The following is a 21,728-nucleotide window of genomic DNA, read 5'->3' on the forward strand; positions in this document are numbered from 1 at the left end:
TCAGCCGCTCCAAGATGTAAAGTGAAGACAAGAACGTTTCAAATATTCGTTCTTGTCTTCGCTTATTTTACTTATTACTTATTGCCGATTTCTACCCATTTGTAGTCAATCGTGCCGACTGGGTGGCGAATGATGCCTTTAATGTTTGGCTGCTCCATAAATACTTTTGTGCCGAAATAGATAGGTACAAGTGGCATATCATCCATGAAAATTTTCTCCGCGTCATGCATGAGCTTGAAGCGCTCGGGTTCGTCGGCAGTGTTGCGAATCTTCTCGACCAGTGCGTCATACTCTTTGTTGCTGTAATTGATACGGTTTCCAGGATGGTCAGTCACGAACAGCTCAAGGTAGTTGACCGGGTCTCCATAGTCGGCAGGGATCGTCGAGCGGGAGAATTGGAGAGTACGAGCACGCTGTTCTGCCAGGAATACTTTCCATTCTTTGTTTTCCAGCTTCACATCTACCCCGAGATTTTTCTTGTACATTTCCTGCAAAACTTGCGCGATGGCCTTGTGCGCATCACTGGTGTTATACGTCATGGTGACAGGTGGGAGGGTTGTCCAGCCTTCTTCTTCCATCCCTTTTTTCAGCAGTGCTTTTGCTTGCTCTACATCGTTATCCTGGAAGAAATCCCCACCCTTTGTGCGGAAATCCGTTCCGTCTGGCTCCGGGAAGCCCAATGGCACGTGAGCCATGGCAGGTGTTTGTTTCCCTTGCACGACATTGTCAATCAGTGTCTTACGATCGATGGCCAGCGCAAATGCTTTCCGAATGTTGGCGTTCGTGAATGGAGGCATTGTGGTGTTCATCCTGTAGTAGTAGATGGAAGCTTCCGTCTCTACCTTTGCTTCTCCAGAATCGATCAACTGTTTCTTCATATCATTAGGGACAGTCTGGATCATGTCGAGCTGACCCGTTTTGTACATTTGGAATTGCGTATTTTCATCGTTGACCATGACAAACTCGATCCCCGCATATTTGATCGAATCACGGTCCCAGTAGCCGTCGTTTTTCACCAGCTTTACTGATTGGTCATGTACCCAATCTTCCATTTTGAACGGTCCATTCGTTACGATACTTGCAGCGCCTTCCGCCCATTTCGGATTGCTCTCTACGACTTTTTTATTCACCGGGAAGAAGGTCGGCTGCGTCAGGATGTGGAGGAAGTAACCTGTTGGCGCCTTCAGCTTTACCTCAAACGTCTTCTCGTCTACGGCTTTTACCTGTACGCCGTCTGCATTTCCTGTTCCTTTGTTGAACGCTTCTGCTCCATCGATGTAATAGGCGAGGAAAGCAGACGGGAATGCATTGTTCGGATCGACAATGCGCTTAAACGCAAACTCGAAATCCTGCGCTGTCACGGGTTCACCATTCGACCATTTGCTATCGCGCAATGTAAAGGTATACGTTTTTCCATCCTCACTCACTGCCCATTTCTCGGCCATGGCTGCTTGCGGCTTGTGATCCTTGTCCAGTCGAACCAAGCCTTCCATTGTGGCATTCAACACTTCATTGGAAGTACTGTCAAAGCCTTTTGGCGGATCGAGCGAAGGTGGTTCGGTCTTCAGGTTGAGCTTGAGTTTTGCAGCGGCGTTGGCTTGTCCACCTGTATCTGTGGACGCTTGACCTGCTGTCCCTCCCCCTGCTGGCTGTGTCGGCGTTGCCGACTGACTACAACCGGTAATGGCAAGGACAGTGACAAGTGCAGCGGTACTAAGAAGCTTCCATCCTTTTCGCATGTTCATTGCATGTGACCCCCTTTTCTTTTTTAAACAACAATTAGACTTTGTTGCTTTATGGATAAACGGCACCGCTGGGAATGCCATTTATACACGTAAAGAAAAATCTGTCTTGACGAGGCGGAAGGACGTCTCAATCCGTCCAACAACGTTACCACTCATGTTTGTAATGGGCGGGTTGGTATATTCCGCGAGTTTGTCCAAAGGACCGTCCATGCCGATTCCCAGTTGACGAAGCACTTCATTGACGACCGGATTGATCGCCCGTGGTCCTCCATCCTCGATTTTGATGGCAATGCCCAATCCTGTTTCTCTATCGCCCAGGCAATACACGGACTCTGCGCCTGCCTTCCCTACGATACGACCGGCAAAGGCTGACATGAGGTCTGTGCAATATCGATTCTCGCCTCCGACCATTTCGGGATGAGCGGTCATGGCATCCGTAATTCGCTGAACCGCTTTTCGTCGCTCTGGATTCTCGATCACCTCTGGTCTCGCCAGCTTGGCGAATGCCCACGCGTAATGGGCGAGCGGCAATTGATGGACAGGAACCCCACATCCATCTGTCCCGAGGTTGATTTTGTCTTTGGGGTAGCCTGTTATGTCCTCGACGACTTCGAGAATCCGCTGCTGCACTGGATGCGTAGGCAAATGATAGGTAGTCACGTCCTCCCCCATATGTGTTGCAGTGGCAACCATGCCGGAGTGCTTGCCGGAGCAATTCGAGAAGATGGGTGTAAGTGGCTTGTCTTCCCGAATCAGTTGTTTGTAGCTCTCCTCATGACGTGGCACATGTGTCCCGCATTGCAATGCCGCTTCTGGCTGACCTGCTCGCGCAAGCATCGAGAGCGCCCGCGTGCGATGGCGCGGCTCTCCACTATGAGAAGCGCAACAGAGCGAAAGATCAGCCGGCTCAAAACCATACCGATCTGCCGCACCCGTCTCGATTACCGGAATCGTCTGCAACGGCTTCATACTGGAGCGTGCATATGTAAGGCGATGGGGATCACCATACGAATAGAGCAATGTCCCCTGCGAATCAACGACTGCGATATGTCCGAGATGTGAGCTCTCTACCTGTTCTCCCCGGTATACGTTGGCAACGACGTTCATAGCAAGTCTCCTTTGAGTGCGAATAGTAGAATGTTTGCACTTTTCTACAGTAAGCAATTAACGTGCCAACGTAAGGATATGACAGTTAATAATGAATTTTCTGCTATTTTATCTATGAGTAACGGGACAAAAATAACAGACCGCACGATAAACAAGCCACCCTATACATATTAATGAGTTGTCCTTTTAAATGATTAGGCTACCTCTATCATCAAACAAAAGAAAAACACCCCTTTTCATCCCGCAATCGGAAATAGGGTGTCCTGAATAGCCTTTCTCTTATTGTTTGGCAACCCGCTGCAAATCCGCTTCAACCATCATGTGAATGAGCTCTTCCAGCCTCGTTTTCGGTGTCCAGCCGAGCTCTCTTTTCGCTTTTTCCGGATTGCCCAACAAAATGTCCACTTCTGCTGGCCGGTACAATTCCGGGTCGATCACGACGTAATCCAGGTAGTTCAACCCAACATAGTCGAAGGCGATTTTGCACATCTCTTCCACTGTCGAAGTTTTTCCTGTCGCAATGACATAGTCATCCGGCTTATCCTGCTGGAGCATCAACCACATCGCTTCCACGAAATCACCAGCAAAGCCCCAATCCCGCTTCGCCTGGATATTCCCCAGCCGCAGCTCCTTTTGCTTGTTCGAGGCAATTCTTGCGACAGCATGTGTCACTTTCCTCGTAACGAATTCCAGCCCACGTAAAGGTGATTCATGATTGAATAAAATGCCGTTGGTGCTAAACATCTGAAAGCTTTCCCGATAGTTTTTGGTCATCCAGTAGCCAAACAGCTTGGAGACTGCATATGGGCTTCTTGGGTAAAAAGGTGTTTGCTCCGATTGCTGTGGCTCCTGGATTAATCCGTACAGCTCACTTGATGAAGCCTGATACATTTTGATGGCAGGGTTCGTTTCCCGAATCGCCTCCAGAACATGCAGGACACCCATTCCTGTTACTTGCGCGGTCAAAATAGGCTGCTCCCACGACGAACCGACAAAACTCTGCGCACCTAAATGATACACTTCCTCTGGTTTACATGCCTTCAGTGCACGCGTCAACGACGACACATCCAATAGATCACCTTCCTTGTACTCGACGTGATCTGCGATGTTCAAATACTCCAGCCGCCACCTGTCCACCGTGCTCCGGCGTGGTACCAGTCCTACCACATGGTACCCCTTTTCAAGCAAAAATTTTGCCAGATAAGCGCCGTCCTGACCTGTGATTCCTGTAAGGAAAGCTGTTTTCATCCGCTTCCACTCCCCTTCTTCAGGCTGTGCCGTAATGTTCATTCCGGTAAGTTCCCTGAGCATCTCTTAAGCTTATGCCGGACCATGTTCATACGTTCAGTTGTCAGGATAGGGTCAAGAATAGAAGTCCGAAATAAACTAATGAAGGCAAACCATTGTCATTGATCAAGGAGGAGATAAGCAAGTGATAGATATTTTAAAATAACCAAAAGAGGTGTTTCGACTGCCATGTCGCGCATTACTGTCGTGATTCCAACCTATAATCGGGAAAAGTATCTTTCCACAGCCATCGAAAGTGTGTTGAACCAGACGCACAAGGAATGGAAGCTCCTCATTGTAGATGACGCCTCTACTGACCACACGCATGCCATCGTAGAAAAGTACCTCGATGATCCCCGCATTCACTACGTGCTACTCCCTGAAAATTCAGGGATCGGCAAAACAATGGCTGCTGCTCTGGAACGAATTGACACGCCCTACTTTGTCTCACTTGATTCGGATGACTGGTTCGACGAAAAGACCTTAGAAATTTTGTTGGATGAAATGGAACGCCAGCCCGAAACCACGAACGTCGTGTTCTCCAACACTGTTTTTTGGAAGGAAGTGGGTGACACGCGAGAACTGTCCGAAATCATGCGGCCTCCGATCTATAAAGATAAGTATGATTACCTGGAAGCTCCGATGGTTTGGCCTCGTTTTTATCGGACACAAGCGGTTCGTGATGTCGGCGGATTTGAATGTGATGATCCTATGCAGGGAAGGTTTTCTCATGACAAATACATGTTATTAAAATTGATCGGAACAGGTGATATTCACTGGGTCGATGCGAACCTCTATCATTATTTGATTCACGAGAGCAACAATTCCCACACAAAAAACTGGCCGCAATGGACAAAAGCAAGAAAGTACATCCTTACGAAAATCTTGAAACTGTGGGGCGACGAGTACGAGCCTGTTTTTGTGTACACACCCGAGGGATGGATTTATGTAAACGAGCTCATTCCGAAAAAAAAGCCTTCCTAACTATTCTGCGACAATCTGTTTAAACAAGGTCAATGCCCGCGCCACAGCTTGATCCATGTTGTAGTATTGATAATCCGCGAGCCTGCCCGCAAAAAGTACTTGATCGCGTATTTGCTCCGCTTCTCGTTTATAGAAGCTGTATTGTTGGCTATTTTCCTTGCGTGGAATGGGGTAATAAGGCTCGTTTTCGCCAGGTGAATACGGCTGTGGATATACGAAGGATATGGTTGTATGAGGAACGACTTGACCTGTGAGGTGCTTTTGTTCGAGGATTCTGGTGAAATCATACTCATTGGGATAATTGACAGTCCCCACTTCTTGGTACCATGCCTTTTGATGCGTTTCAAAATGAAAGCGCAGGCTTCGATAAGGCAACCGTCCATGCTTATAGCCAAAGAAGGTATCGATCGGGCCTGTGTAGATCATTCGTTTATACCTGATTTCATCCGCGATTTCTTGATAGTCCGTATTGAGGAGCACCTTTATATTCGGATGGTGGAGCATGCGATGGAACATTGCCGTAAAGCCATGCAGCGGAATTCCTTGATACGTGTCCTGAAAATACCGATTGTCCCTGCTGACATACACAGGAACCCTTGCGGAAACAGACTGATCCAGCTCCTCCGGCTTCAAATCCCATTGTTTGATCGTATACCGATGAAAGACTTTTTGATAAATGAATTCAGCTAAAAAACTAAGCTCTTCATGTGCACTATCCCGAAGCTTCAGAATCGGAATCTTCGCCCCGAATCCATAGTGACGGATCAGTAAGCTCTCCAGTTTCTGCGCATATTGCGGGGAAAACAAAGCGGACAATGCATTTAGATTGAAAGGCAACGGTATTTTTATGCCATCGACATAGGCACGCACCTCATGAAAGTACGGCCGCCACTGGGTAAAACGCGACAAGTAGTCCCAGACCAGCTTGGAATTCGTATGAAAGGTGTGCGAACCGTATTTGTGAATCAGTACCCCCTGCTCGTCATAGCAATCATAGGCATTTCCTCCGATATGATTACGCCTCTCTACCACCAATACTTTCTGATCAAGCTCATTGGCAATCCGCTCTGCGAGTGTAGCACCCGTGAATCCAGCTCCGACAATCAGCCAATCCACCTTCATGTTAGACTCACACCCTCCCATCTTAATCACATCCACTCACTCACTTACCATTTCGTTAATACCCTAGTAAATGATGTCGTACTCTACACGCGGGAGTGAACTCTACATGAATGCAAACTGGCACGCACACTACACACGCTGGAACGAGTGTGAATCCCTCGATCCAGAGCTTCGTCAGCAGTTAACCGCCATGCAGGCTGATGAAAAGCAGCTTGCGGATTGCTTCTCTGCCCCGATTGCATTTGGAACCGGAGGCATGAGAGGGGTCATGGAGCCGGGAATAAACCGCATCAATTTATACACGATTCGCAAAGCAAGCGCAGGGCTGGCTCTTTATTTGCTCGAAACATACCCGGATCAGGCGGTCAAAAAAGTCGTCATTGCCTATGATTCACGGAAACACTCACAGTTGTTTGCCAAAGAAACCGCCAAAGTTCTCGGTCAGTACGGGATTACTACATGTATATTCAAACAACTGACTCCTACCCCTCTGCTTTCCTTTGCCGTGCGCCACTTTTGCGCGTGTGCTGGCATTGTCATTACAGCAAGCCACAATCCTCCCGAATATAACGGCTACAAAATTTATGGCGCAGACGGGGGGCAAATTACGCTCGCGACAGCCGAACGACTGATGGAACAGATCGTTGCAGCCGGAAATGAACTCGAAATTACCCCAGCCGATGAGCAAGAGCTGTACAAAAACGGACTTCTCCACTACATTGACGATTCTCTCTTGCATGCGTATTTGGAAAAAGTAAAGCAGTTGCGCGTCCATCCAGACTTATCACCTGCCATCCGAGAGCAAGTGAAGATCGTCTTTACTCCCCTGCACGGTACAACGCATGACTCGATCACACGCGGATTGGCATTGTTCGGGTATACACAAGTGAGTGTCGTGGAAGAGCAGGCTGTCCCCGATCCTAACTTTTCGACTGTAGCCTCGCCTAATCCCGAAGAGCCTGAGGCCTTTCGAATAGCGATTTCATACGCCAAGCAGGTGGATGCCGACGTAATCATGGGGACGGACCCTGATGGAGATCGCCTCGGTGTGCTCGTCAAAAATCAGGCAGGAGACTACAGCGTCCTGTCAGGGAATCAGTTGGGAGCCTTGCTTCTTCATTACCTGCTGGAAACCAAACAAAAAAAGGGGGAGCTCCCCTCTAACGGCATTGTATTGAAAACAATCGTCACGTCCGAAATGGGCAGAGCCATCGCGACAGGCTTCGGTGTATCGACAGAAGACACTTTGACAGGCTTCAAATATATTGGTGAAAAAATCGAAGCCTACGAGAAGAGTGGAGCCTACGTCTTCCAATTTGGTTACGAAGAAAGCTACGGATACTTGATCGGCGATTTTGTCCGGGATAAGGATGCCGTTCAAACTGCTTTGCTGCTTGCTGACATGTGCGCGTATTACAAATCACAGCACAAAAGCCTCGATGACACATTGAATGACTTATTCAACCGTTACGGTCATTATGCGGAGGAGCTGATTTCTTTCACGTGCAAAGGAGGGGATGGGATGCAAAAAATTTCGGCAACGATGTCCTCCCTGCGCAATCAGCCGCCTTCCCAACTCGCCGCTCACCCCATCATAGCCATCGAAGATTATGCCAGTGGAATCCGCACAGATTGTCAAACAGGTACAACCACGCCACTCACCTTGCCTGCATCAGATACCATCAAATACTTTTTCCACGATCATTCGTGGTTTTGTGTCAGACCCTCAGGCACGGAGCCAAAAATCAAAATCTATTTAGGCGTGAAAGGAACGAGTAAGCAGGAAAGCCAAGAAAAGCTTTTCACCTTGAAACACGCTGTCTTGCAGTTGATCGGATTCTAGTATGGACTAGATCTCCAAGTACGGACCGGATTGAGGAGGATGTCCGCCCGCGACTGTTCCGTAACGAGGAGGATGATAAGCTTGTTCTGGTGTTCGTTCAGGAAAACCCGATTGAAGAAGCAAGTCGCGTCTTACAAAAAAAGCGTTGACGCCCTTTGAATCTGTTCCCACCAAGGCATATCCCAAGCTGGTTCCCAAAATCGCCAAGGAACTCAGGCTGGCACCATAGTAGGTATTGCCACCCCATTTAAAATCCGGCTGATACACGATCACCATTTTTTGTGGAGGCGGAAAAGCCGCATTGTACTCAATCACGACAAGTCGCGGGGTGTAAGCAGAAAGAGCTTGCCATACCCAGTAGTCATTGCCGTCAATGTCGATAGAAAGCAGATCAAATTCTTTTTGGACACCATTTTTTTCGAATAAACCAGCAATATTTTCTCTCGTGATCAGCTCATTCTTGATGATGACCTGGGGATAGGAAGCATAATCCGCAGACATTTTATTGCAACTGTTCAGGTCGCCTTCCATCGCCAATCCACTCCATCCGTGCTGCGTGACGAGATTTTTGAGCATACATTCCGAGCCATCCCCAACTCCGAATTCTACACAATAGCGATTCGTAGTTCCGATTCGCGAAAATATTTCTTCAATGATGCCGTCTTCTCCATTTTGGGAATACACTCGTTTTTCATATCGGTTTAACACATCCATTCTCCCCATACCTCCATTTACAACATCCGTCTTTACGTATCTTATTTTTCTTTTGGCGGATACGATTGGTCATTTAATGAACAGGCTGCAAAACAGGCTATTTGCATGCATCTCATACAAAATGTTCCAAATAAGAGGCGCCAGCCGTTTCAAGGCCCTCCTCGGGACAATATAGTAAGGATAAAGTTTATCAATAGGAGCCTAGTAGGCATTTTGTAAGACAGAGGAGATGTATAATTGTGAGTTTGCCCATCGTGTTTATTCACAGAACGGCTGAAGCGCATGTAGGATTATGCATGCAACAGGCGAAATACAGCAACCCTTCTTCTCGTGTCATTCTCATCGGAAGCCCAGAAAACAAGTATCTTTCTGCGGAAAATACAGAGCACTTCCTGTTGAGGCATTTCTACCAAAGCGCCCAAGCTTTTTCTTATGTTTACAAGCACTCCACTTCCAACACCTACGAATACAATCTGTTTTGCTTCCAGCGCTGGTTTATTTTGCGCGATTTTATGAGGAGTCAAGGGATAGAACGTTGCTGTTACCTAGACTCGGACGTAATGCTATACACCGATATCAGTAAGCGAGACAACGAGGAGTTCGATGACTTTACATTTGAGTATACCTGGACGACCGTATGCGACCTGGAAATACTCAATCAATTTTGCGATTACGCGACCAAATTTTTTCGCGACCCTCTTCACTACCAGACTCTGCTTCAATTCGCAAAAGAAATCGGAGATGCCCCCGTTTCTGACATGGTGTTGTTTATCCTGTTTCACAATTACGCGCTTCGCCGCAAAGCTACGTATGGTATCGTTGCCAACGGCTTTTTCGATCATAATCTCAACTGTCCTTTTGCTCCAGCCTGCCCGCAGGCTGACAACCTAGATGGGAAGAAGCAGATTTATCAAAAGAATGGCGCACTCTATTGCAAAATAACCGGGACGCCTGACTACCTTAGCGCTCATTCCTTGCATTTTCAAGGACATGCAAAAGCATATATCCCCTACTTTCGCTCACAGGACATCCCGAACACAGATGATTTCATGTATTTCGATTATCCGACCTGCAAATGGGTGCCGGCCCAACCCTGATCCCTATAAAATTCCCATTGGAAACGAGCTGTGCGCCGTTCCCTTTTTTCACGTTTTTCCATATTCATAATATGTTAAGCTGTTCATCCATCGCTATGAGCATCATGGACAGGGGGGATTCGACTCATGAAGGCATTGATTACCGGAGTAACGGGATTTGCCGGCAGTCACTTGGCTGAGTATCTACTGTCGCGGGGAGATGTAGATGTTTACGGCACATTCCGGTCCCTTACCAAAAAAGAGCAGCTGGGGCACCTGATGGACCGTGTGCAAATGGAAAACTGTGAATTAAAAGATCCCCAATCTGTAAATGAACTCATCCAGAGAATAAAGCCCGATCTCATTTTTCACCTGGCCGCTCAAAGCTTCGTCCCCACCTCGGTGTCGTCTCCTGCAGATACGATGGTGAACAATATTGTTCCACAGTTAAACTTATTCGAGGCGGTACGCAACCATGCTGTTCCGTGTAAAATTCAAATCGCTTGCTCCAGTGAGGAATACGGTCTGGTTTATCCGGAGGAAATCCCCATTAAGGAGACCAACCCCCTCCGTCCTCTCAATCCATACGCGGTCAGTAAAATTGCCCAGGATTATCTCGGGTATCAATATCATCACAGCTACGGTTTGGCGATCATCCGTACACGCACATTTCATCATACAGGTCCGAGAAGAGGCGAAAGCTATGTGACCTCTAATTTTGCCAAACAAATTGCCCAGATTGAGCTTGGTCTGCAAGAGCCAAAAGTACATGTCGGCAATCTTGAGGCGATTCGAGACTTCACGGATGTACGAGATATTGTCAAAGCGTATTGGTTGGCGATTACCCGAGGCGAACCGGGTGATGTATACAATATATCCGCAGGTACTCGTTATACCATCGAAGACATGTTAAAGACGCTACTGGCCTTGACTGATGTGCAAGTACAAATACACGTTGACACCAATCGGTTGCGCCCCTCTGATGTAGACATCGTATTGGGAGACTCTTCTCTATTTCGAGAAAAGACGGGATGGGAGCCCGAGGTCTCTTTCCAGCAAACGATGGAAGATTTATTGAATTACTGGCGCTCTGTACTACGCCAACAGAACAGTTCTTAAAACGTCGAGTGGATGAGTAGAAAAAATCAGGAGGGAACTTTTTATGTCCATGCAATCCCTTCCTCTCGTCAGTGTCATCACCCCTTCGTACAATCAGGCAGCTTTTATCAAACGAACGATCGAGAGTGTATTGACACAGGACTATCCCCATATTGAGCATATTGTGGTAGATGGCGCCTCAACTGACGGTACACAGAATATTTTGCAGCAATACAGCCACCTAGCAGACCGCTTCCGCTACGTTTCCGAACCAGATCGCGGCCAATCCCATGCCATCAATAAAGGATTGCAAATGGCACGTGGTGAGATTATCGGATGGCTCAATTCAGATGATACGTATTTTCCCGGTGCCATTCGAAAGGCTGTGGCAGCCTTGCAGCAGCATCCCGATTGGGGCGTAGTATACGGAAAAGGGCTCCACATTGATGAGGATGACAAAGTAAAATATCCGTACATTTGGGTGGAGTTTGACAGAAAAAAATTGTTTAATTTCAACATCATCTGCCAACCCGCTGCTTTCCTGCGAAAGCATGCTTTTGAAGCAGTTGGTGGTGTAAATGAAGAACACGACTGGTGCATGGATTACGATTTGTGGAACCGGATTTCCTTGCATTATCCGATTGGAACGATTCCGGAATTCTTGGCTAACTCACGCTTATATGACGCGTGCAAAACGTTTGTCTATGAATTGGAGCCAGGGTTTTCCGAAATCTTGAAAACAAGCGTGAAGCATCATGGGACCATCTCGAACGAATGGCTTTATCACTACACGCAGAAGCATTACAAGCAAGGAGCCTTTTGGTTTCTCAACAAGCTGAAAGCGTATCATGCATTCGGACCCTCTCCTCAAATCATTGCATCCAACCGCTACTCAGACTCGTGGGCTCCCCAAAACCTGCGAATGACTATCGAAGCCAGTCATGGACCGATGCACGCCTTGCTTATAAAAGGAAGCAACCAAAATATCGCCCCTCTTCTGCATTTCCATGTCATCAGGAATGGGAAACTCGTACACAATTTCCAAGTTACCCAATCGCGTTTTCAAGTCGTAATTCCCATTACCTCAGAGGGACAGCAATGTGAAGTGAGTATTTTTTGCAGCCAGCAGATCCTTCAGAACCACCCCAACAATCCTAAAGTCAAACGATCTGTCAGCTACCACCTGGAAGAAATCCTCCCGCTTTCCTATGAGGAGTACCAATTTTATCAGGAATTTACCAAAGGCAAGGCCAACATCGAAAATTGGGTAAATCGCAGAGTCCCTTCGCCTCGAATTTGAATGCGGACGAGAAAGGCAGGTTGACACGAATTGAATCTGGCGAAAAAACGGATTGTGGTTACTGGTGGATCAGGATTTCTAGGAAGCCACGTCGTTCATCAATTGCGCAAGCTGGACTGTACGGACATCTTCATCCCTAGAAGCCATGAATACGATCTTCGCAAAGAACATGATGTAAACAAGATGTTGCAAGATTTCCGTCCCGATATCATTCTTCACTTGGCTGCCGTGGTCGGCGGAATTGGCGCGAATCAAAAAAACCCCGGAAAATACTTTTACGATAATTTGATCATGGGGACTCAGCTCATGGAGCAATCCCGCTTATTGGGTGTCGAAAAATTCGTAGCCATCGGAACCATTTGCTCCTATCCGAAGCATGCGTCTGTACCGTTCCAGGAAGAAGATATATGGAATGGTTACCCTGAAGAAACCAATGCTCCATATGGCTTAGCCAAAAAAATGATGCTGGTGCAATCGCAAGCCTATCGCGAGCAATACGGGTTCAATTCCATTTATTTGCTTCCTGTCAATTTGTACGGTCCAGGCGATAACTTCGATTTGGAAACCTCACACGTCATCCCTGCCATCATTCGAAAATGTGTGGACGCAATTCGCAATGACGAGAAGAAGATCGTTCTCTGGGGAACGGGCAGCGTCACACGGGAGTTTATTTATGTAGAAGATGCCGCACAGGCGATTATTGCTGCAACTATGAGCTATGATCAATCTGAACCGGTCAATATCGGTTCTGGTCATGAAATCTCCATCAAAAGCTTAGCGGAAACGATCAAGCAGCTAAGCGGCTTCCAAGGAGAGATCGAATGGGATAAAACCAAGCCAGACGGACAACCGCGCCGCCTTTTGGATGTGACCAAAGCAAAAGAACGGTTCGGCTTCGTGGCACAAACGTCCTTACTTGCTGGTTTGGAGAAAACGATTGCCTGGTACATGGCACATCCTCACGTGCAAGGGAGGCTCCCTACATGAGAGTCGGAATAAACCTGATGTCAGTGATTCCTGGCAAAATCGGCGGGATGGAACAGTATGTCAGAAACTTGCTGGCCTACTCGATGAATGCTGGCGACGGCCATCAGTGGTTTCTTTTTTTATCCTCACACAATTTCCATACCTTTGAGGCGCAAAAAAATGTGCGCAAATTCATGGTCCCCGATCACGGTAATGCACACGCGATGCTTCATTTCTGGATCAACTCCCTGAAGTTGAATTTGTGGTTTTGTCCGCTGCTTGTATTGAATCCATCCGATGTCACAATTCCTTCTGTTATCAACATTCCAGATATCCAACACGAGTATTACCCGGAGTTTTTCGATGCTCATTCCTTGCGCTGGCGACTAGACAACTACAAATCGTCTGCAGAGCGTTGCAGTGCCGTGCTGACTCTCTCGGAGTTTTCCAAGCAAACGATCCTCCAAAAATTCGGGCTTCCTCCGCATAAAGTACATGCGATCCACCTGGATGCCTCGCGGGAGTTTTCCATGCCACATAATGAGGCACTCAACCAACAGGTCATACAAAAGTATAAGCTGCCCAGCCAATATGGCTTTTTCCCCGCGAATACATGGCATCACAAAAATCACCTGAATGTCTTCAAAGCACTTGTCACTTTGCGGGATAAACACCATATACGAATTCCCATGGTTTTCACCGGTTTTGCTCAAGAGGCTCATCAAAACGTCATGAATTACATCACAAATAACCAGCTATGGGACCAAGTCAAATGGCTCCATTACGTACCGCAGGAAGAGATGCCGTATTTGTACCGGAATGCTCAGTTCCTTTGCTTCCCTTCCCTCTTCGAAGGCTTTGGCATTCCGCTGGTAGAAGCCATGAAGTCCAACATTCCAATCGTTTGCTCCAATGCAGGGAGCATTCCTGAGGTCGTGGGTGACGCTGCTCTCACCTTCGACCCGAATATTTCAGATGATATCGCAGTGAAGCTCGCCCATCTTTATTTGAAACCTGAGGCAAGAGCAGACCTGGTTACCAAAGGCATCCAACAAGCCAAGCATTTTTCGTGGGAGAAATGTGCGCGCGAAACACTGGCTGTCTTTACTTCCGTCGCACGCTAATGTCTTTTGAAAGGAGGTCTTCTTCGTATGTCACGCATGCAACAAATTCGGGAGACGTGGAGGAAGGAGCGCCGAATCCCGTTTCCCTTAACTGAACAAGAGACTTGGGATTTTTGGCTGTTGGAAGCACCGACAAACGATTTGAAAAAGTCGAAGATCAAGCATATTGCAAAAACGATGGGCATCCGCACCTTGATCGAGACCGGTACGTTTAAGGGAGACATGCTGCAAGCGATGAAAAACCATTTCGACTTGCTCGTTTCCATCGAGCTGGATGAAGCCTTGTTTATCGCGGCAAAAGAGAGATTTTCAGGCGACAGCCACATCCATATCCTCCACGGTGACAGTGGAGAAGTGTTGACCAACCTGATGTACTCTGTCACAACACCTTGCCTGTTTTGGCTGGACGGCCATTACATTCCCCGCTCATCTGAGGCAGCCAAAGGAGACCTGGACACCCCTATCTTGCATGAGCTGACTGCCATTTTGCAGCATTCTGTCCAAAATCACGTCATTTTGATTGATGATGCTCGTTGCTTTATTGGTCCCAATCCATTGTTGAACGATTATCCCACTATCCAGGAACTACGAGAATTCGTTCATTCTCTTCGTCCCGACCTCTTATTCGTCGTAGGAAATGACATCATCATGATCTACAATCCACTTGAAGGAGCAACGAATTCGATGAAGAAAGTTGACTTTCACCTGCCGTTTGACAATCAAACCTTTACCGTCTACGGGGACGGCTCCGATCAAAGCGTCCTGTACTTTATGGAGTATTACCAAGGATACTATGAAGACTACGTTATCCTTCCTCTGAAAAAAATCGTACAACCTGACCATGTTTGCCTAGACATCGGAGCGAACATCGGTCCGATCTCGCTCGCACTGAGCTATCTCGCGCCTCAAGGCAAGGTGTACGCATTCGAACCCTCCGATGTCAATTATCCTTATCTCCTGCGCAACCTGGCCGAGAATCACATCACCAATGTCGAGCCACTCCAGCTCGGAATAGCGGACCGGAACGGGAACATTCATTTTACTGACGACCCGCGCGGTGGCGGATGGTCTTATATCCCGCATGAGCCAGAAGCCGTGGAGAAATCCACCCAATTCATATCATGTGTCAGGCTGGATGACTGGGTAGAGCAGAATATGATCTCGCGCATCGACCTCATTAAAATTGACGTGGAAGGCTCAGAGGTCATCGTCTTGGAAAGTGCCATGCGAACGCTTAAGCAGTGGGACCCGGATGTAATCATTGAATTCAACCCAGATAGCATCAAGGAAAACTTCGGCAGACATCCACTCGTGCTATACACACTGCTGGAGAAATTGTTTACCCATCTGTATATGTTTAAGCGGGACAATACGGTGGTAAAAGTGAAGAACTACAACCACTTGCTAGACGAAATGAAACCTTTCCACGCTGATCTGTTCTGTACGAACAAGACTTTCCTCGATTAAGCACACATGATAAAAACATGGCTGAAGGCTCGCCATGTTTTTTGTTTCGTTGCTATTTGAAAGTGGCCACTACCTTTCTCAATCCATCCTCCAGCTTTACACGCTGATTCCACCCTAGTGCTTGCAGCGGTCGAATATCTGCTTGTGAATGCATGATTTCCATGTCGGTATACGCAATCGATCCGAACTTCAGGAGCGTGCTTGATTGGGTTATATGCTGAACCAGTTCTACAAACTCTCGGATCGAGGTTGCTGTACCTGTCCCTACCTGGAATTCCGTAAATCCTGCGGGTAGACGAGCAGCATGCGCCAACAGCACACGAAAGGCAGAGACTACATCGTCCACATAAATAAAGTCCCTTGCTTGCTTTCCTTCTGTTAGCCTTAGTTCGGGTTGATTTTCGAGACAGCTTTTGATGACAGAAGTGACAAACTTATTCGGATTATCATACGGACCATACACATGCTCCAGCCTGACGTTGATGAATTGCAAGGAAGATGTATCTGCTAGACATTTTCCCCATTCTCGAAATTGACGCTTCGTCAAATTGTATGGTTGTAGATGTTTGGGTAATCGGACGGGCGCACTGGAAAACGTATCTGTATTCAGAAAAACAGGGGTTCCAGAGCGTATGGCCACATCCAGCAGTTTCAGCGGAAAGGTCACATTGGTATCTACGATCGTGGCATTGCTTTCGTTGTTGCGTCCATAACAGGTTGCTGTATGGATAATCGCATCGATTCTCCCCTGCTCGAAAAAAGGAGCTTCCCATTGACCTCGATCCGTATCATAGGTAATCAAATCAGGTAATATGTCCTGGATACGCGAGCAATCGGAAGTGCTCCTTTTTAAAATGATGACAGTATGTCCGTCCAATCGCAGCGCTTTTACGAGCTGGCTTCCGAGAAATCCTGTCGCACCGGTCACAAGTATCTTCATTTGGGATCGCTCCCCTTCACCTGCTTGGCACTCTTCTTATATCCAGTTCAAGTCAATGTTGTGAATTTGTTTTTCTTGCATGACCCTCCGAAAGTGATCGGCTTTCGTTTTCAAGCCTTCAATCAGCCATTCATGATTTTCTACGACGATTTTTTCTATTTGAAGGTGTAAATTTTGCTCCACGATTTTTTCCAACAGTTCAAATTCTGCCCCCTCAATATCGATTTTGATCAATTTGATCGGGCGGTTGAGCATTTGGATGAACTGTGTCAAATCGATTACCTCTACGTCTACATATTTTTCAGGATTCGTAACCGGATGATTGGTCAAAAGAGAAGAGGCATACGCAGACCCTGCCGGATCCGTATGGTAATGTTCATGCAAATGCAAGCGCAGCTTGTCGTTTTTATGCCAAACCGCTTTGTTTATACATACGACATTGGGATAGGAACCAACCCTTTTTTTCAATTCCTCAAATACGTATGGATTCGGTTCAAACGCAAAGACGAGGGCGCCTTTATCCGCCATTTTTTGAGAAATGACCCCGTAATTTGCCCCACAATCGATAGTAATGTCCCCGTATCCGATCGGAGAAAAAACCTCTTCACTGTTCTCGTTTAATCCGCCCACTCCTGCTTCCTCCTTCATGTTCGGCTGGTTGCCCATGCTGCTTTTCCGGATTTCCACAGTTCTTCCAAGTAGTTTTTATCTCTAAGCGTATCCATCGGATGCCAAAAACCAGTATGCTTGAAGGCCATCAGTTGATTCACCTTGGCCAAGCTCTCCAGCGGCTCTTTTTCCAATACCGTCTCATCACCCGCAATATAATCGAATACGCCCGGTTCCATAACAAAAAAACCAGCATTGATCCACCCACCGTCCCCCTTTGGCTTCTCCTGGAATCCTGTTACAGTGCTCCCATCGGCAATATCCAATGCTCCGAATCTGCCTGGCGGTTGAGTCGTGGTGATCGTTGCGAGTTTTTTATGCGCGCGATGAAATTTTACCAGCTTTTCAATATCAATGTCGGATAAGCCATCTCCATACGTCAGCATGAAGGTGTCTTCTCCCACATACTTCTGAATGCGCTTCACCCTTCCACCTGTCCCTGTGTCTTTCCCTGTATCAATCAATGTGACTCGCCACGGAGCAGCATTATGATTGTGAAAAGTGACCTGATTATCGTTACGAAAATCAAAGGTCACATCAGAATGGTGAAGGAAGTAGTGCGCGAAGTACTCCTTGATCATATAGCCTTTGTACCCGAGACAGATGATGAAATCATGAAAACCATACTTGGAATAAGTGGACATGATATGACAAATGATGGGCCATTCACCGATCTCAATGAGCGGTTTCGGACGAAGATGCGTTTCTTCTCCAATGCGTGTGCCATACCCTCCTGCTAGGATGACGACTTTCATTGGCTGCCCTCCTTCCTCTGGTGTTCACTGGCCCTATCTGTATACGCTGCGATTTGGGCCAAACAGATCTCCCTTACGCATTGCTTTTGCTGATAAGCCTTATGCCACGAAATGATACTGTCCAAGGTCTGTTCGAGTGACCACTTGGGCTTCCAGCCTAGTACGCTTTTGGCTTTGGAACAGTCCAGCTTTAAATATTGGGCTTCGTGCCATTGTGGATCGGTTCGCTCTGCTTCAGAGCGGGCACCAGCTCCCCATCGTTCACACAATTGCCGAGCGATCCACTCTACCGATCTGGCATCGTCCTCATTCGGACCAAAATTCCAGCTCTGCGCGTAATCCTTGCCATTCGCCCACATTTTTTCAGCGAGCATCATGTACCCTTTCAAGGGCTCCAGGACGTGCTGCCATGGCCGAATTGCTTTTGGATTACGGATGGTGATTGTCTCTCCCTTTATCAAGGCACTCAGGCAATCCGGTATCAATCGATCAAGAGCCCAATCACCGCCACCGATTACATTGCCTGCTCGTGCTGAAGAAACGGCTACGCCATGCTGGTGATACTGGTCGGGGTGAAAGAAAGCATTGCGATAGGAGGCAGTCACTTGCTCCGAGCATGCTTTGCTGTTGGAATATGGGTCATAGCCACCCAACACATCCTGCTCACGGTATCCCCACACCCATTCCCGATTTTCGTAAACCTTATCCGTCGTAACATTGATGATCGCTTTGATTTTCATTCCATCCTGAACAGCGACTCTCGCCGCTTCGAGTACATTCACCGTACCCATGACATTGATTTCGTAGGTTTCCGCTGGATATTGATACGACAAACGCACTAGCGGCTGGGCGGCCATGTGAATGATGATATCCGGGTTTGCTTGGTTGATCGCTTTTTGAACACTTTCCTTCGATCTGACATCATCAATGATTGAATCAACCAATGAGCTGATTTGGGCACACTCAAAAATACTCGGATTCGTCGGCGGCGACAGCGCATACCCTGTTACCTTCGCCCCTAAATGATGCAGCCATAAGCATAGCCATGCCCCTTTGAACCCCGTATGACCTGTGATCAACACTTTTTTGTTTTGCCAAAACGCTGGATCAATCATCGTGATCACCGTGCTTCCCAATCTGCTCCCGAATCGCTGACCACGTCATTCCGAGTCGAACGATATCTTCTTCCACTAGCTGACTTCCCATCTGTACCTCGATGAATTCCAGCTCGGTCGTGGCTTTGATTGCATGTTTGGCTCCTACCGGGATTTGCAATACGTCACCTGGTTCAACCTGGCTCAACTGATCATCCAAGATGAACTCGCCGCAGCCTTCTACGATGATCCATACTTCGCTACGATGGTGATGGTACTGATAGCTCAAATTTTTCCCGGCGTATACATGGATTCTTTTCGTTAATACTTCCACATCGTCTTCATTCTTCTGAAAATGCATAACTTGATACCATCCCCAGCGCCGCTCTTCATACATTGGGCGCTTTGTCCAATCCAAGGCCAAATTTTTGACCATATGACTTTGTTCCTTGGAAGAAACGAGGATGCCATCAGGACTGGCCGCCACGATCATATCCGATAAGCCGATGGACACGATAGGTATGTCCAATTCGTTGATAACGTGCGTATTCGTGCAACTCTCATCAAGCAAAACCTTACCGATTGCATTCTCGCTCATTTCTTCCGTGAGCGTATTCCACGTCCCTAAGTCCTTCCAGTCTCCGTCATACGGGAGAACGACTACTCTCTCTGCCTTTTCTACAATCTCATAGTCAAAGCTGATGGCAGGCATTTGGCTATATTGCTCAAGCATGCGGTTGTATTCAGTAGGCAATCCTTTTTGCTCTAATTCGCGAATGAGATAACCCAATCGAAAAGCAAAAATTCCACAATTCCATAGGGCCTTCTTTTCTACTAAATCCTGCGCTTGCTCAAGTGACGGCTTTTCTTTGAAGCTTTTTACTTTTTGATAGGCATGAGGCCTTTCACCCTGATCCGACTCTGATTCTAGCTGTGGAACAATGTAGCCGTATTTCGTAGATGGATACGTAGGCTTCACTCCGATTAATGCGAGATTCGCGCCTGATTTGAGTATGGTGTTCTCCAGCTCCTTGATCCTGTCCATGAAGCGATCCTCAACGAATGGATCAACAGGCATGACGGCTATGACCTCATCCGGGTCCAGTGTCAATGCAGAGTACAAATAGGTCACCGCTAAAGCAATGGCAGGGAAGGTATCTCTTTTTTCCGGCTCCACGATCAAAGGAACGCCTTCTCCAAGTTGGCTTTGAAGCAAGTCAACATGCGAGCGGCCTGTTGAAATATAAACAGGCTCCGACCAATTGCGGGAGGCCAGTTGCCTCCACACTCGTTGAACCATCGCCTCTGGTTGGGAATGTGCATTGCCTACCAACTTCAAGAACTGTTTGGACCTGACATCATTGGAGAGCGGCCACAGCCTTTTCCCTGAACCACCCGATAGCAATATCAGTTTCACCCAGGCCACCTCTATCCGTTTATATCGTGTTGTATGCACCATCTTATGCGTCTGTCGCAGTCGATGCTCTATCGTCCAATGAAAATGGTCAAATAACACGAGGAATGATAGAAGCCTATAGAAACTGAATCCAACGATTCGAAATATAATCGAAAATATAAGAACCTGCTTGCGGGAGATAGGGAGCCGTGAAAAACTTCATATGGTGCTTCGTGTATCCTTGAAAATGAAGAGAAAACAACGGCAGATATAGATTCGATGCCTTATCCTTGCAGCACAGGACTCCATTTATCGAGTAAATTTTCTTAAAGCCATACAAATTCTCCACCGAAGCAGACTGCTGAATATTGCCGTCAATAAAGCCATCATGAAACAAGCCGTTCGTCATTTGGTAACCCTTGAATTGTCCAAGAAACAGCAAGGCCAGCACCATATCTGTAATTAAAGGCTGATTGAATCGGACATGTTCCTTTCTCTGCATCGTGAAATGGACGACTTTCGCAAAGGATATCGGATTGGCAAACTGAGATGTCATAAATTCGCAAAACTGTTCTAGCTTCTGCCTATCTAAGAAATTGGTCCATACGAATTCCATCATAAAGTTGTTAAAGCGCGGATGGTTCACGTCGGTAAACAGCATGACATCCGTATCGATATAACAGCATTTCGAAATCTGATGCTTTTTCATAAACGTCAACAAAATAAACCATCGTTGAAAACAAAACAGATTGTACTCATAGGGCATGAAATGAATATGTTTATAGACTCTCGTCATTTCACTAGCGCCATGCATGTAATCGTCTATCATTTCGTGAATAACGCCGTTCATCGCATACCTTCGGTTTCCTCCATTCCCTATCAGATAGACGGGCGAATGGGGATTACTTATTTTCGCTTGCTGCAAGCTGTATGTGAGATAATCATCGTCCCCTCGATGGATGATCACGATAGGCAAGGGCATACTCTTTCCGCCTCCTTTTTCTCCCCATACTTTATGTAAGTGAAAGACAACGAGAAACG

At 47.1% G+C, this 21,728-nt stretch carries 19 protein-coding genes; 8 read left to right on the forward strand and 11 right to left on the reverse strand.

The annotated features are described in order from the left end of the window. Positions 1 to 74 precede the first annotated feature (74 nt). The 3 genes from HP568_RS24925 to gmd all read right to left on the reverse strand — a co-directional run bounded on the left by HP568_RS24925 (position 75) and on the right by gmd (position 4,100). Positions 75 to 1,745: a peptide ABC transporter substrate-binding protein gene (locus HP568_RS24925; RefSeq protein WP_048032046.1), complete on the reverse strand. Its 1,671-nt coding sequence runs from the start codon at positions 1,743 to 1,745 to the stop codon at positions 75 to 77. Positions 1,746 to 1,826: 81 nt separating this feature from the next. Further along, entirely contained in the window at positions 1,827 to 2,852 is a 1,026-nt protein-coding gene (locus HP568_RS24930) for an asparaginase (RefSeq protein ID WP_048032045.1), read from the reverse strand. A gap of 279 nt (positions 2,853 to 3,131) precedes the next feature. Then, positions 3,132 to 4,100, reverse strand: a complete 969-nt coding sequence (gmd, locus tag HP568_RS24935) for a GDP-mannose 4,6-dehydratase (RefSeq protein ID WP_173630533.1) — start codon at positions 4,098 to 4,100, stop codon at positions 3,132 to 3,134. A 228-nt stretch (positions 4,101 to 4,328) separates the two neighbouring features. On the opposite strand from gmd, the gene HP568_RS24940 reads away from it, so the two are divergent. Next, positions 4,329 to 5,123 (forward strand): glycosyltransferase family 2 protein, encoded by a 795-nt coding sequence (locus HP568_RS24940; protein WP_173630520.1) that lies wholly within the window; start codon positions 4,329 to 4,331, stop codon positions 5,121 to 5,123. On the opposite strand, the gene glf is transcribed toward HP568_RS24940, so the two are convergent. Further along, positions 5,124 to 6,245 carry a UDP-galactopyranose mutase gene (glf, locus tag HP568_RS24945; protein ID WP_173630521.1) on the reverse strand — a complete coding sequence of 374 codons (1,122 nt, stop codon included), beginning with the start codon at positions 6,243 to 6,245 and terminating at the stop codon, positions 5,124 to 5,126. 106 nt (positions 6,246 to 6,351) lie between these two features. Between glf and HP568_RS24950 the strand changes: the two genes are divergently transcribed. Continuing rightward, positions 6,352 to 8,088, forward strand: coding sequence for a phospho-sugar mutase (locus HP568_RS24950; protein WP_173630522.1), 1,737 nt, complete (start codon positions 6,352 to 6,354; stop codon positions 8,086 to 8,088). A gap of 6 nt (positions 8,089 to 8,094) precedes the next feature. Here the strand turns inward: HP568_RS24950 and HP568_RS24955 are convergent, their stop codons facing one another. Then, positions 8,095 to 8,802 (reverse strand): hypothetical protein, encoded by a 708-nt coding sequence (locus tag HP568_RS24955; protein WP_173630523.1) that lies wholly within the window; start codon positions 8,800 to 8,802, stop codon positions 8,095 to 8,097. 239 nt (positions 8,803 to 9,041) lie between these two features. Here HP568_RS24955 and HP568_RS24960 point away from each other — a divergent pair, with 239 nt between their 5' ends. The 6 genes from HP568_RS24960 (at position 9,042) to HP568_RS24985 (ending at position 15,833) form a co-directional block, all read left to right on the forward strand. Then, positions 9,042 to 9,899 (forward strand): hypothetical protein, encoded by an 858-nt coding sequence (locus HP568_RS24960; protein ID WP_173630524.1) that lies wholly within the window; start codon positions 9,042 to 9,044, stop codon positions 9,897 to 9,899. Positions 9,900 to 10,025: 126 nt separating this feature from the next. Then, the gene (locus HP568_RS24965) at positions 10,026 to 10,997 is read left to right on the forward strand and encodes a GDP-mannose 4,6-dehydratase (protein ID WP_048032039.1); all 972 of its coding nucleotides are present in this window, start codon (positions 10,026 to 10,028) and stop codon (positions 10,995 to 10,997) included. Between the two features lie 43 nt (positions 10,998 to 11,040). Further along, positions 11,041 to 12,276 (forward strand): glycosyltransferase family 2 protein, encoded by a 1,236-nt coding sequence (locus HP568_RS24970; RefSeq protein WP_048032038.1) that lies wholly within the window; start codon positions 11,041 to 11,043, stop codon positions 12,274 to 12,276. A gap of 30 nt (positions 12,277 to 12,306) precedes the next feature. Next, positions 12,307 to 13,263, forward strand: coding sequence for a GDP-L-fucose synthase family protein (locus HP568_RS24975; protein WP_173630525.1), 957 nt, complete (start codon positions 12,307 to 12,309; stop codon positions 13,261 to 13,263). Beyond that, positions 13,260 to 14,366 (forward strand): glycosyltransferase family 4 protein, encoded by a 1,107-nt coding sequence (locus HP568_RS24980; RefSeq protein ID WP_048032036.1) that lies wholly within the window; start codon positions 13,260 to 13,262, stop codon positions 14,364 to 14,366. Before HP568_RS24975 ends, HP568_RS24980 begins: the two co-directional genes overlap by 4 nt. A 27-nt stretch (positions 14,367 to 14,393) precedes the next feature. Next, on the forward strand, positions 14,394 to 15,833 hold the full coding sequence (locus tag HP568_RS24985) for an FkbM family methyltransferase (RefSeq protein WP_048032035.1): 1,440 nt from the start codon (positions 14,394 to 14,396) through the stop codon (positions 15,831 to 15,833). Between the two features lie 52 nt (positions 15,834 to 15,885). On the opposite strand, the gene HP568_RS24990 is transcribed toward HP568_RS24985, so the two are convergent. From HP568_RS24990 to HP568_RS25015, 6 genes are all read right to left on the reverse strand, one after another. Next, on the reverse strand, positions 15,886 to 16,773 hold the full coding sequence (locus HP568_RS24990; RefSeq protein ID WP_173630526.1) for an NAD-dependent epimerase/dehydratase family protein: 888 nt from the start codon (positions 16,771 to 16,773) through the stop codon (positions 15,886 to 15,888). A 36-nt stretch (positions 16,774 to 16,809) separates the two neighbouring features. Continuing rightward, entirely contained in the window at positions 16,810 to 17,421 is a 612-nt protein-coding gene (locus HP568_RS24995; protein ID WP_254551487.1) for an FkbM family methyltransferase, read from the reverse strand. Further along, positions 17,418 to 18,197, reverse strand: coding sequence for a glucose-1-phosphate cytidylyltransferase (rfbF, locus tag HP568_RS25000; RefSeq protein WP_173630528.1), 780 nt, complete (start codon positions 18,195 to 18,197; stop codon positions 17,418 to 17,420). Before rfbF ends, HP568_RS24995 begins: the two co-directional genes overlap by 4 nt. Next, positions 18,194 to 19,312, reverse strand: coding sequence for a CDP-glucose 4,6-dehydratase (rfbG, locus tag HP568_RS25005; RefSeq protein WP_173630529.1), 1,119 nt, complete (start codon positions 19,310 to 19,312; stop codon positions 18,194 to 18,196). Before rfbG ends, rfbF begins: the two co-directional genes overlap by 4 nt. Beyond that, positions 19,305 to 20,708: a sugar phosphate nucleotidyltransferase gene (locus HP568_RS25010; protein WP_173630530.1), complete on the reverse strand. Its 1,404-nt coding sequence runs from the start codon at positions 20,706 to 20,708 to the stop codon at positions 19,305 to 19,307. Before HP568_RS25010 ends, rfbG begins: the two co-directional genes overlap by 8 nt. Before the next feature lie 115 nt (positions 20,709 to 20,823). Then, on the reverse strand, positions 20,824 to 21,654 hold the full coding sequence (locus HP568_RS25015) for a hypothetical protein (protein WP_309142238.1): 831 nt from the start codon (positions 21,652 to 21,654) through the stop codon (positions 20,824 to 20,826). Positions 21,655 to 21,728: the final 74 nt, after the last annotated feature.

It is taken from the genome of Brevibacillus sp. MS2.2 (assembly GCF_013284345.1).
GTDB lineage: Bacteria > Bacillota > Bacilli > Brevibacillales > Brevibacillaceae > Brevibacillus > Brevibacillus brevis_C.

What these genes read in the sequence shown, in the direction of transcription:
- HP568_RS24925 (WP_048032046.1), bottom strand. Translation starts at nt 1,745, where the DNA reads ATGAACATGCGAAAAGGATGGAAGCTTCTTAGTACCGCTGCACTTGTC.
- HP568_RS24930 (WP_048032045.1), bottom strand. Translation starts at nt 2,852, where the DNA reads ATGAACGTCGTTGCCAACGTATACCGGGGAGAACAGGTAGAGAGCTCA.
- gmd (WP_173630533.1), bottom strand. Translation starts at nt 4,100, where the DNA reads ATGAAAACAGCTTTCCTTACAGGAATCACAGGTCAGGACGGCGCTTAT.
- HP568_RS24940 (WP_173630520.1), top strand. Translation starts at nt 4,329, where the DNA reads ATGTCGCGCATTACTGTCGTGATTCCAACCTATAATCGGGAAAAGTAT.
- glf (WP_173630521.1), bottom strand. Translation starts at nt 6,245, where the DNA reads ATGAAGGTGGATTGGCTGATTGTCGGAGCTGGATTCACGGGTGCTACA.
- HP568_RS24950 (WP_173630522.1), top strand. Translation starts at nt 6,352, where the DNA reads ATGAATGCAAACTGGCACGCACACTACACACGCTGGAACGAGTGTGAA.
- HP568_RS24955 (WP_173630523.1), bottom strand. Translation starts at nt 8,802, where the DNA reads ATGGATGTGTTAAACCGATATGAAAAACGAGTGTATTCCCAAAATGGA.
- HP568_RS24965 (WP_048032039.1), top strand. Translation starts at nt 10,026, where the DNA reads ATGAAGGCATTGATTACCGGAGTAACGGGATTTGCCGGCAGTCACTTG.
- HP568_RS24970 (WP_048032038.1), top strand. Translation starts at nt 11,041, where the DNA reads ATGTCCATGCAATCCCTTCCTCTCGTCAGTGTCATCACCCCTTCGTAC.
- HP568_RS24980 (WP_048032036.1), top strand. Translation starts at nt 13,260, where the DNA reads ATGAGAGTCGGAATAAACCTGATGTCAGTGATTCCTGGCAAAATCGGC.
- HP568_RS24985 (WP_048032035.1), top strand. Translation starts at nt 14,394, where the DNA reads ATGTCACGCATGCAACAAATTCGGGAGACGTGGAGGAAGGAGCGCCGA.
- HP568_RS24990 (WP_173630526.1), bottom strand. Translation starts at nt 16,773, where the DNA reads ATGAAGATACTTGTGACCGGTGCGACAGGATTTCTCGGAAGCCAGCTC.
- HP568_RS24995 (WP_254551487.1), bottom strand. Translation starts at nt 17,421, where the DNA reads ATGAAGGAGGAAGCAGGAGTGGGCGGATTAAACGAGAACAGTGAAGAG.
- rfbF (WP_173630528.1), bottom strand. Translation starts at nt 18,197, where the DNA reads ATGAAAGTCGTCATCCTAGCAGGAGGGTATGGCACACGCATTGGAGAA.
- rfbG (WP_173630529.1), bottom strand. Translation starts at nt 19,312, where the DNA reads ATGATTGATCCAGCGTTTTGGCAAAACAAAAAAGTGTTGATCACAGGT.